Annotated in this window: 2 protein-coding genes; one reads left to right on the forward strand and one right to left on the reverse strand. The window is 42.4% G+C overall.

The features are described from left to right. A partial coding sequence (locus tag RTW80_RS26335) for an SDR family NAD(P)-dependent oxidoreductase (protein WP_312721025.1) occupies window positions 1-300 on the reverse strand: 300 nt, incomplete at its 3' end. A gap of 212 nt (window positions 301-512) precedes the next feature. Between RTW80_RS26335 and RTW80_RS26340 the strand changes: the two genes are divergently transcribed. After that, window positions 513-834, forward strand: a 322-nt coding sequence (locus tag RTW80_RS26340) for a TetR/AcrR family transcriptional regulator (protein ID WP_312721028.1), incomplete at its 3' end; no start/stop codon positions are given.

The following is an 834-nucleotide window of genomic DNA, read 5'->3' on the forward strand; positions in this document are numbered from 1 at the left end:
TTTTTTCACTGAAATGCCTGCGTTGTTGAGCAGGCAGTCCAGACGTCCCCACAGGTTTTGCGCCGCGTCGAGCATCTCTTCATGCAAGGAGAGATCGCCGACATCGGCAGGGAAGCAAATCACTTCCACGCCTTCAGCTATACATTCTTGTTGTGTGATATGCAGTTTTTCTACGCTGTCGGCATCGGGAAGATCGTTAATCAGCAGGTTAAATCCGCCACGAGCAAGCTCCAGTGCACAGCCCTTTCCAATACCACGAGCGGCTCCGGTAATCACGGCAACAGGACGAGTGGATTTCATACAATAGCTCTCTTTTTTTGAATATTGTTTTCTAAGTGACAATTAGCTTGCGACGTGCCGCAAGAAAGATCAACCATCTGGTTGGTTGATATGCGATAGTGATCACAGGACATTTGATAACTTGATGAAAGTACAAGTTTTTATCCTTTTTACTGGAGCTTCTAATTAATCGGGTTAAGATAGTTATCTTGAAGAGGTCGTGGGGAAGCGTTATGTATCTTGATACCAGCAACGTACAGAGCCTGAAGGAAAAGCTGCTGTTATGCGCGGTTAATGAATTTGCCGAATATGGTTATGAAGGGGCCAGGGTCGATAATATTGTTAAGGCTGCGGGGTGTAGTAAACAGACGGTTTATCATCACTTTGGTAATAAAGAAAATTTATTTATTGAAGTACTGGAATATACCTGGAACGATATTCGACAAAAAGAAAAGGCCCTTGATTTCTCAGATCTTCCGCCACAAAAAGCCATTGAGAAAATTATTGATTTTACATGGGATTATTATATTGCTAATCCCTGGTTTTTAAAAATTG

Source organism: Escherichia sp. AM3 (assembly GCF_032029835.1).
In the GTDB taxonomy this organism is placed as follows: Bacteria; Pseudomonadota; Gammaproteobacteria; order Enterobacterales; family Enterobacteriaceae; genus Escherichia; species Escherichia coli.